Origin of the sequence: Rhodococcus sp. NPDC049939 (genome assembly GCF_040656415.1) — a bacterium.
Classification (GTDB): domain Bacteria; phylum Actinomycetota; class Actinomycetes; order Mycobacteriales; family Mycobacteriaceae; genus Rhodococcus_F.
This window is the reverse complement of record NZ_JBFAMC010000001.1, coordinates 1,240,845-1,250,620: the sequence shown is the minus strand read 5'-3', so window position 1 is coordinate 1,250,620 and position 9,776 is coordinate 1,240,845. Positions and strand designations below refer to the sequence as shown.

The 9,776-nt window shown below is 62.5% G+C and carries 10 protein-coding genes and 1 other RNA gene; 5 read left to right on the top strand and 6 right to left on the bottom strand.

Going from position 1 to position 9,776, the window contains the following annotated elements:
• On the top strand, window positions 1-542 hold a 542-nt coding region (locus AB0I57_RS05700; RefSeq protein WP_358331029.1), incomplete at its 5' end, for a putative Ig domain-containing protein.
• Between the two features lie 137 nt (window positions 543-679).
• On the opposite strand, the gene ssrA is transcribed toward AB0I57_RS05700, so the two are convergent.
• The 6 genes from ssrA to prfB all read right to left on the bottom strand — a co-directional run bounded on the left by ssrA (window position 680) and on the right by prfB (window position 5,412).
• Window positions 680-1,051, bottom strand: a transfer-messenger RNA (tmRNA) gene (gene ssrA / locus AB0I57_RS05695).
• Window positions 1,052-1,142: 91 nt separating this feature from the next.
• Entirely contained in the window at window positions 1,143-1,997 is an 855-nt protein-coding gene (locus tag AB0I57_RS05690; protein WP_358333192.1) for a DMT family transporter, read from the bottom strand.
• A gap of 8 nt (window positions 1,998-2,005) precedes the next feature.
• Window positions 2,006-2,479, bottom strand: coding sequence for an SsrA-binding protein SmpB (smpB, locus tag AB0I57_RS05685; protein WP_358331026.1), 474 nt, complete (start codon window positions 2,477-2,479; stop codon window positions 2,006-2,008).
• An 88-nt stretch (window positions 2,480-2,567) separates the two neighbouring features.
• Window positions 2,568-3,473: a permease-like cell division protein FtsX gene (gene ftsX / locus AB0I57_RS05680; protein WP_358331023.1), complete on the bottom strand. Its 906-nt coding sequence runs from the start codon at window positions 3,471-3,473 to the stop codon at window positions 2,568-2,570.
• Between the two features lie 67 nt (window positions 3,474-3,540).
• Window positions 3,541-4,230 carry a cell division ATP-binding protein FtsE gene (ftsE, locus tag AB0I57_RS05675; RefSeq protein WP_358331020.1) on the bottom strand — a complete coding sequence of 230 codons (690 nt, stop codon included), beginning with the start codon at window positions 4,228-4,230 and terminating at the stop codon, window positions 3,541-3,543.
• A 75-nt stretch (window positions 4,231-4,305) separates the two neighbouring features.
• A complete protein-coding gene (gene prfB / locus AB0I57_RS05670) occupies window positions 4,306-5,412 on the bottom strand; it encodes a peptide chain release factor 2 (protein ID WP_358331017.1) in 1,107 nt (368 codons plus the stop codon).
• A 184-nt stretch (window positions 5,413-5,596) separates the two neighbouring features.
• Between prfB and AB0I57_RS05665 the strand changes: the two genes are divergently transcribed.
• The 4 genes from AB0I57_RS05665 (at window position 5,597) to AB0I57_RS05650 (ending at window position 9,744) form a co-directional block, all read left to right on the top strand.
• Window positions 5,597-6,091, top strand: a complete 495-nt coding sequence (locus AB0I57_RS05665) for a carbonic anhydrase (protein WP_358331014.1) — start codon at window positions 5,597-5,599, stop codon at window positions 6,089-6,091.
• Between the two features lie 38 nt (window positions 6,092-6,129).
• A complete protein-coding gene (gene hisN / locus AB0I57_RS05660; protein ID WP_358331011.1) occupies window positions 6,130-6,918 on the top strand; it encodes a histidinol-phosphatase in 789 nt (262 codons plus the stop codon).
• Between the two features lie 177 nt (window positions 6,919-7,095).
• Complete coding sequence (locus tag AB0I57_RS05655; RefSeq protein WP_358331008.1) at window positions 7,096-8,508, top strand: acyl-CoA dehydrogenase family protein; 1,413 nt, start codon at window positions 7,096-7,098, stop codon at window positions 8,506-8,508.
• Window positions 8,509-8,538: 30 nt separating this feature from the next.
• A complete protein-coding gene (locus tag AB0I57_RS05650) occupies window positions 8,539-9,744 on the top strand; it encodes an acyl-CoA dehydrogenase family protein (RefSeq protein ID WP_358331005.1) in 1,206 nt (401 codons plus the stop codon).
• Window positions 9,745-9,776: the final 32 nt, after the last annotated feature.

Genomic DNA, 9,776 nt, shown 5'->3' with positions numbered 1-9,776 from the left:
TCACCGGAACGCCGCCGGACGGCGTCGTCGGCCAGCCCTACGAACACACGTTCACGGTGACCGGAACACCGGCACCGACCGTGACGGTGACCGACGGCGCGCTGCCCGATGGACTCAGGCTGAGCGAGCAAGGTGTCCTGTCCGGTACCCCGACCACCACTGGGCCGCATGCGTTCACGGTGACCGCATCCAACGGATTCGGTGAAAACGCAGTCCGCGAGGCCACCCTCGAAGTCGGGCAGCCCCCCGCCATCACCGGAACGCCGCCGGACGGCGTCGTCGGCCAGCCCTACGAACACACGTTCACGGTGACCGGAACACCGGCACCGACCGTGACGGTGACCGACGGAGCCGTACCCTACGGGCTCACGCTGAGCGAGCAAGGTGTCCTGTCCGGTACCCCGCCAATTGCCGCAACGTACAACTTCACGGTGACCGTATCCAACGGATTCGGTGACGACGCCGTCCTGCCCGTCGTCGTCGACATCGCCGAGACACCGTCGACTATGTCCTCGGGATCGCTGGAGTCCTCAGGATCGTAGATCCTGACACGACGGAACGCCCCACCCGAATAGGGTGGGGATGTTCCGATGGCCGTGATACTCGACGAAGAGCGCTGCCAAACATGGGCATGAAAATAGCCCGGCCGGAGAGTCTCGTTGACTCTCCGGCCGGGCTCTTGTGGAGCTGCCGGGAATTGAACCCGGGTCCTCCGCAGCAGAGCTAGGGCTTCTCCGTGCGCAGTTTGCTATGCCTCTACTTGGATCTCCCGGTCTCGCAAACAAGCCAGGATGACGATCCCAGTCGCTGTTGGTTGTCCCGTTCGGTTCCGCGACCGAATCGAACGGTGAAGCCCTCTAGCTGATGCCAGTACCCGGGCCGAAGGCAAACCCGGACTGACAGGCACGCAGTCGCTGATTAGGCAGCGAGTGCGTAGCCGCGCTGATTAGTATCGGCGCTTATTAGTTTGCAGCGACGCTTACGGTGGTCTCTTGCCTGCACCGACACGCTTCCCCTACCTCAACGTACGTAGTCGAAACCGTTCAGCCCCGTACGCCCCACGAATCTCGCGGGGTCACTCAGTGTAACGCGGACCCGGACAAAATTCATCCCGATTTTCTACGTGTCGCCTGAGGTGGGGTTCAGTTCGCCACGGCAATCATTCCCACCGAGGCGAGGGCAAGGAGCATTCCCACCTGCTGCACCCTGCCCACCCGCTCGCCGAGCATCACCATTGCCAGCATCACTGTCGCGGCGGGATATAGCGCCCCGATCACGCTTACCAACGACAGCAGTCCGCCCTGAAACGCATACAGCATGCTGGCGTTGGCGAGTACGTCGAGGAAACTGACGTAGACGGCAAGCTTCAATGGTTCGCCGTGCGGCAGGACGAAATGCCCCGAAGAGAACGCGACAACCCACACGACCGCGGTCGCCGAGGCACGCGATACCGCGAGAGGCCACAACCCACCGTCGTCACCGATCTCATACAGCGCGACGAATGCGAGCCCGAATGCAACTCCGGATCCGACAGTCAGCAAGGCGACCGTTCGGGAGAACCTCAGTACCCGACCGCCGGCGACCTCACCGGCAGTCTCGTCGGGTGATTCACGGCTCACGAGGGTAACGGCGACAAGTGCCACGATGATCCCGGCGAACGCGATCAACCCGGGCCGTTCGCCGAGCGCAAACCCGATGAGTACAGGAATCCCCGCCACGAGTACAGCCGTGAAGGGCGAGACGACCGACATCGGACCGGATGCCAACGCAAGGTAGAACCACCAGATCGCCACGCCCCCCGCGATTCCCGATGCAGCACCCCAGAGAAGGGAGCTAGCAGTGAAAGTGCCTCCCACGAATGGAGCAATCGCGAGAACGATCAGCAGCGACAGCGGATACGACACGATGACGACCCGCAGAGCCGAAACTCGGCGCGATGCGACACCGCCGACGAAATCGCTCACCCCGTAGCCGATCGCGGCCACCAGCGCGAGCAGGACGGAGATCAGCGCATTCCTTTGACCCGACGCCCCAGTTCGCGGGTCACCTCACGCTCAGCGGTTCGCCGAGCCAGAGCTTGTCGCTTGTCATAGTCCTGCTTGCCCTTGGCAAGGGCGAGTTCCACCTTGACCTTGCCGTCCGAGAAGTACATCGACAAGGGCACGAGAGTCTGGTTGCCCTCCCTTGTCTTGCCGACAAGATGCTCGATCTCACGCTTGTGCAACAGCAACTTCCGCGTACGGCGCGGCGAGTGGTTGGTCCAGGTGCCCTGTGTGTATTCGGGAATGTGAAGAGAGCGCAGCCAGACCTCGCCGTCGTCGACGGTAGCGAACGCGTCGACCAGCGATGCCTTACCCTCGCGCAGACTCTTCACTTCGGTGCCCACGAGAGCTATTCCCGCCTCGTATGTGGCGAGAATGGTGTAGTTGTGACGCGCCTTGCGATTGGTTGCAATGACCTTGCGGCCCTTTTCCTTCACGTGTCGGGACTTTCAGTTCGCGAGTTTCGAATGAACAGCTCGAATGAGCAGTTCGTATCTTCCAGCATAAGAGAGCGGGCAAACGAAATTACTCGCGCACGTACAGGCGCAGTGTCACGTATGCGGTCACCGCCGCCATCCCGACGCCTGCCAACAACAGAATTGGCGAGACGAACAGCACGTCACTGTTGGAGATCCTGGCGAGTATGTTCGCCGAGTACACGTCCGAAAGCACGTCGTCGATGAACACGTTCTTCGCAGCGAACAGTCCGGCAATCGCGAGTCCGGCACCCACCAGCGCAGCGGCCACTGCTTCGAGCAGGAACGGCAACTGTGTGTACCACCGCGTGGCACCCACCAACCTCATGACACCGACCTCGGTCCGACGGGTGTATGCGGCGATCTGAACCATGTTCGCAATCAAGAGGATTGCCGCCACTGCCTGGACGAGCGCGATCGCGAATGCGCCGTTGCGCACACCGCTCAAGACGCTGAAGAGTCGCTCAACCAATTCACGCTGGTTGAGAACACTCTCAACTCCCGGTCGCGAGCCGAACTGATCGTTGATCACCCCGAACCGCTCGGGATCACTGAGCTTGATCTTGAACGAGGCCGGGAAACTGTCGGCGCTGACCAATGCCGCAAGTTCAGGCTGATCCTTGAACACACGCTCGGTTGCGTCCTTCACCGCATCATCCCGGTTGAGATAGTCCACCGAGACCACCGACGGCGTCTGTTCCAGATCCCTTCGCAGCGAGCTACAGATCTCCCCCTCGCACCCGGGATCGGATGTCGAGATGTCGTCGGTGAGGAAGATCTGTACCTCCAACCTGTCCAGGAAGATCTGCTGGGTCTTTCCAGCCATCTGCACCACCAGCAACCCACTACCGAACAGGGCGAGAGATATCGCGGTGGTGAGGATCATCGCGATGGTCATGGTGACATTGCGGCGGAGTCCAGTGATGACTTCGCTGACTATGAAACTGGCACGCATCGGGGAATCGGAGTCCTTCGTAGGCGGCTTGCGGACAGTGCTGAAGATTCGGAAAGCAAGCGGGCAGCTATCGTCCTACGCCATACACGCCCCGAGCCTCGTCGCGTACTACTCTGCCGAGGTCCAATTCCACCACGCGGCGGCGCATCGAGTCGACGATGTGGTGATCGTGTGTCGCCATCACCACCGTGGTTCCGATCCGGTTGATCCGTTCGAGAAGCAGCATGATGTCCTGGCTGGTCTCCGGGTCGAGGTTGCCGGTGGGTTCGTCGCACAGCAACACCAGAGGCCGGTTCACGAATGCACGCGCGATGGCCACTCGCTGCTGCTCCCCTCCCGAGAGTTCACTAGGCATACGGTCCGCCTTACCCGACAAACCGACCATGTCGAGGACCTCTGGAACCGTGCGCTTGATCGTGCTTCGTGGCTTGCCGATCACTTCGAGCGCGAAGGCCACGTTCTCTGACACCGTCTTCTTCTGAAGGAGCCGGAAGTCTTGGAACACACATCCGACGCTCTGCCGCAGCTTGGGCACTCGCCGAGAGGAAAGCTTGTTGACGTGGAAATTCGCGATGTGAATGTCACCGGACGTCGGCGATTCCTCCTTGAGGAGCAGCCGCATGAAGGTCGACTTGCCTGAACCCGACGGCCCGATGAGGAAGACGAATTCGCCCTTGTCCACCTCGACGCTCGCGTTGTCCAAGGCAGGCCTCGTGGAGGTCTTGTAAGACTTCGACACATTCTCGACGCGGATCACGAGGAGCAAGTCTAGACGCCCGTCGAGTGGCGAACCGTGTGGAAGATCACGTTAACGTCGTGGTCTTCTCGCGTACTAGGACGCCTGACTCTCGCGCATCCGCCACCGGATCCCCGATTCGAGGAACCCGTCGATATCACCGTCGAGGATGGCCGAAGGGTTGTTGACCTCGTACTCGGTACGCAGATCCTTCACCATCTGGTACGGGTGCAGCACGTATGACCGCATCTGGTTACCCCAGGAGCTGCCGCCCTCACCCTTGAGCGCATCCATCTCGGCGCGTTCTTCCTTGCGTTTGACCTCGAGCAGCTTGGCCTGCAGAACACGCATCGCCGCCACCTTGTTCTGCAGCTGAGACTTCTCGTTCTGACAGGTCACAACGATGCCGGTCGGGATGTGCGTCAGACGGACCGCGGAGTCGGTGGTGTTCACGGACTGACCGCCAGGGCCGGACGACCGGTACACGTCGACGCGGACGTCGTTCTCGTTGACGTCGATGTGGTCCGTTGTCTCGACCACGGGCAGCACCTCGACCTCGGCGAACGACGTCTGACGGCGGCCCTGGTTGTCGAACGGGCTGATGCGGACCAGTCGGTGCGTGCCCATTTCGACCGACAGTGTCCCGTAGCTGTACGGGGCCTTGACTGCGAACGTCGCACTCTTGATGCCGGCTTCTTCCGCATAGGAAGTGTCGTAGACCTCGACGCCGTAGCCGTGCTTTTCCGCCCATCGGATGTACATACGCATGAGCATCTCGGCCCAGTCCGCGGCATCCACACCCCCTGCACCCGAGCGGATGTTCACCAGCGCGTCACGCTCGTCGTACTCACCCGAGAGCATCGTCTTGACTTCCATCGCGGCGATGTCTTCCCGAAGGCTGCGGCGCTCCGCGTCGGCATCCGCGATGGCGTCAGGGCCCTCATCCTCCGCGAGTTCATACAGCACCGGCATGTCGTCGAGTCGTGAGCGCAGTTCCTCCACGCGGCGCAACTCGGTCTGCGAATGCGAAAGCTGGCTTGTGACCTGCTGTGCGTGTTCCTGGTCGTTCCACAGCTCAGGGTCGGCGGCCTGGTGTTCGAGTTCGTTGATCCGGCGCCGCAACTCCTCCACGTCCACCACCGATTCGACGGTCCGAAGGGTCGTGTCGAGCTCGTCCAAGTCTGCGGATACGTCGGGATGCACGGTTCCCAAGGTTACCGGGTACCCGTATCAGTCTCGTAACCACTGCTCCCGTCCAGGTCAAGCATCCGGCCGCGGGTCGTGCCACCATGGCAAGTGACCGAGCACGACTTGTTGCAGGACCTAGACGCTTGTTGCAGGACCTAGACGCGCATGTTCGTGCCGCCACCCACGGACGGAGTCGACGATGACCGCGACCGATCAGTATCTGAAGAACAACGAGACCTACGCCGCAGACTTCGACGGACCACTCCCACTTGCGCCGAGCAAGCACGTCGCCGTCGTGGCCTGTATGGACGCACGGCTCGACGTGTATCGGATGCTCGGCATCGAATTGGGCGAGGCTCACGTCATACGGAACGCAGGCGGCGTGGTGACCCATGACGAGATCCGCTCGCTCGCGATCAGCCAGCGACTACTCGGTACCAACGAGATCATTCTGATTCACCACACTGACTGCGGGATGCTCACGTTCACCGACGACGACTTCAAGCGTTCCATCCAGGACGATGTCGGAATCAAGCCTGCCTGGTCGGCGGAAGCATTCTCCGATCTCACCGAGGACGTCCGGCAATCGATTCGCCGCATCAAGGCCAGTCCTTTCATCACAGCGACGACCTCTCTGCGCGGGTTCATCTTCGACGTCGCCACCGGCAAGCTCGGAGAGGTCGAGACCGACTGAGTTCGCCGCGAGGTCGCACCCGAGTAACCTGTGCGAACGTGACCGACCTCCACGCCGACCTGCAACTCGCCCTCCGAATCGCGGATGAGGCGGACACGATCACCCTGGCCCGATTCGGTGCGCTCGATCTGTCGGTCGACGACAAACCCGATCTCTCGCCGGTGACCGATGCCGACCTCGCCGTGGAACGAGCGGCCCGGGCGATTCTCGGGTCCGAGCGAGTCGCTGATGCGGTTCTGGGCGAAGAGTTCGGCGGCGAAACGCTCATCTCAGGGCGCCAGTGGGTGATCGACCCGATCGACGGCACCAAGAACTTCGTCCGCGGTGTGCCGATTTGGGCCACCCTGGTCGCGTTACTCGAGGACGGCGTTCCCACAGTCGGCGTCGTCAGCGCCCCTGCGCTTTCCCGGCGCTGGTGGGCTGCCTCTGGTACCGGTGCCTGGAGTAGGTTTGCCGGATCCGATCCCCGTCGCATCACGGTCTCTGCCGTGGACCGGCTGGATTCGGCCAGCCTGTCGTTCTCGAGCCTTTCGGGATGGAGAGAGCGCGGAATCCGCGAGCAGTTCATCTCCCTCACCGACAACGTCTGGCGGGTAAGGGGATTCGGCGACTTCTTCTCGTACTGTCTGCTCGCCGAGGGTGCCGTCGACATCGCTTCCGAACCCGAAGTGTCATTGTGGGATCTCGCACCTCTAGACCTGCTGGTCCGCGAGGCCGGCGGGCGGTTCACGAGTCTCACGGGCGCGGACGGACCACACGGCGGCAGCGCGCTGGCAACCAACGGGCTACTCCACGACGAAGTGTTGACTCGGCTGCGGCCGAACTGACAGCGCCCACAAAGCCCGGTACGGTCCAGCAGCCGGTCGAAACGAAAAGCAACCCTTTTCGGCAGGCGGAAACTTCTGCCGCGCCCACGGCTGTCAGGAACGTACTCAGCGGTAGACACCCACCTTACTCCTAAGTAAGGTGGGTGTAGTCCATGCCCGAACACGGAGAAACCACTGGTGATCATGAGCAAACAAGACACTGTTGCCTCCAACGACAGCGTGAAACGCAAGCCCCGTGACACGTCCGCCGTCGGCCTGAATCCCGTCAGGCGGGACGCGATGGGTGCCGCGATGCGTGTGCTGACCAAGATCACCGGTTCCGACCTGGCCGAGAAATACAACCTGCGTCAGACGATCGACCGGATGACGTACGAGGGAACCAAGACCGGATTCAAGACCCTCGGCGCGGCAACCCGCGGCTTCCAGATGGTCGCCGGTAGCGGAGCACCGAAGCGCCTCCCTGACAGCCCTGCAATCAATGCAGGCTACTTCGACCTCACGCCAACCGACGACCAGCAGATGATCGTCGAGACGGTGCGCGAGTTCTCCGCCGAGATTCTGCGGCCCGCCGGCCATGACGCAGACGCTGCCGCCGCAGCACCCGCCGACCTCGTCGAGCGCGCCGCCGAACTCGGCATCACCGCCGTCAATGTCCCCGAGGAACTCGACGGAATCGCAAGTGAGCGCGGCGCCGTCACCAACTCTCTCGTGGCTGAAGCCCTCGCACACGGCGACATGGGACTCGCGCTGCCGATCCTTGCGCCCAGCGGCGTCGCGGTTGCACTCACCCAGTGGGGCACAGACTCTCAGCAGAAGACGTATCTACCCGCCTTTGCCGGCGAGCACGTGCCGAACGCGGCCGTGGTAGTCAACGAGCCCCGCGCGCTGTTCGACCCGTTCGCGTTGGAAACCAAGGCCGTTCGCTCACCCAGCGGCTACAAACTCAACGGCGTGAAGAGCCTCGTTCCCGCGGCCGCCTCCTCCGAGTTGTTCATCGTTGCGGCCGAACTGGAGGGCAAGCCCTCTTTCTTCATCGTCGAGTCCGACTCCAAGGGACTCGTCGTCGAGGCGGACCCGAGCATGGGCCTGCGCGCTGCCGGACTCGGCCGCCTAGAGCTCACCGACGTAGCGGTGCCCGAGTCGGCTCTGCTCGGTGACGCCGACGCCGATACCCGAAAGGGCGAATACGCCGACGCCGTCCGGCTTGCCCGGCTCGGCTGGGCTTCGCTTGCGGTCGGAACCGGTCAAGCCGTTCTGGATTACGTCATTCCATACGTCAACGAGCGCGTCGCGTTCGGTGAGCCGATCAGCAACCGCCAGGCGGTCGCCTTCATGGTCGCGAACATCGGCATCGAACTCGACGGACTGCGCCTGGTGACGTTGCGCGGGGCCTCACGCGCCGAACAGGGGCTCTCCTTTGCCCGCGAATCGGCTCTGGCCCGGAAGCTGGCATCTGAGAAGGGCATGCAGATCGGACTGGACGGCGTCCAACTGCTCGGTGGTCACGGCTACACCAAGGAACACCCTGTCGAGCGCTGGTACCGCGACCTTCGCGCCATCGGCGTCGCCGAGGGCATCGTCCTGATCTGAGCGGCCGGACTCGAACTAAGGAAACTTGTGATGATCAACCTCGAACTTCCCAAGAAACTCAAAGCCTCCGCGAACCAAGCCCATCAGGTTGCGGCACAAATCTTCCGGCCGATCTCCCGAAAGTACGACCTCGCGGAGCATGCCTACCCGAAGGAACTCGACACCATGGCGGCCATGGTGGAGGGGCTCAACGATTCGGGCAAGGGCGCTGCCGGGGCCGCCCTCGGACGCGGTGACGAACCGAAGGTTATCGGAAATGTCAACGGCGGCAACATGTCTTCGTTGATGAACGTCATCGAGACCTGCTGGGGCGATGTGGGCCTCACCCTCTCCATTCCCTACCAGGGTCTCGGCAACTCCGCGATCGCGGCGGTCGCCACCGACGAGCAACTCGAGAGATTCGGCAAGGTGTGGGCATCGATGGCCATCACCGAACCCGGCTTCGGTTCCGACTCCGCGGCCGTCACCACAACCGCTGTGCTCGACGGCGACGAATACGTCCTCAACGGCGAAAAGATCTTCGTCACCGCAGGCGAACGTTCCACTCACGTCGTGGTGTGGGCCACAGTGGACAAGACCAAGGGTCGTGCCGCGATCAAGTCCTTCGTCGTGCCGCGAGATGCCCCCGGGCTGAGCGTCGCCCGCCTCGAGCACAAGCTGGGCATCAAGTCGTCCGACACAGCGGTGCTGTTGTTGCAGGACTGCCGGATTCCGAGGGACAACCTGCTCGGCACACCTGAGGTGAACGTCGAGAAGGGCTTTGGCGGCGTCATGCAGACGTTCGACAACACCCGCCCCATCGTCGCGGGGATGGCCATCGGTCTCGGCCGCGCGGCCCTCGAGGAACTGCGAACCATCCTCACCGACGCCGGTGTCGAGATCTCATACGACACCCCCGCGTACAACCAGCACGCTGCGGCAGCCGAGTTTCTGCAGCTGGAAGCCGACTGGGAAGCCAGCTACCTGCTAGCCCTGCGCGCAACCTGGATGGCGGACAACAAGAAGCCGAATTCGCTCGAAGCCTCCATGTCGAAGGCCAAAGCCGGCCGTACGGGCACGGCCGTCTCGCTGAAGGCAGTCGAACTCGCCGGGACCTTGGGATACTCCGAGCGCCCCCTGCTCGAGAAGTGGGCGCGCGACTCGAAGATCCTCGACATCTTCGAGGGAACGCAGCAGATTCAACAGCTGATCGTGGCCCGTCGCCTGCTCGGAAAGTCGTCGTCTGAGCTGAAGTAGTCTTCAGCTCCAACACCTTTCAGACGGTCAAT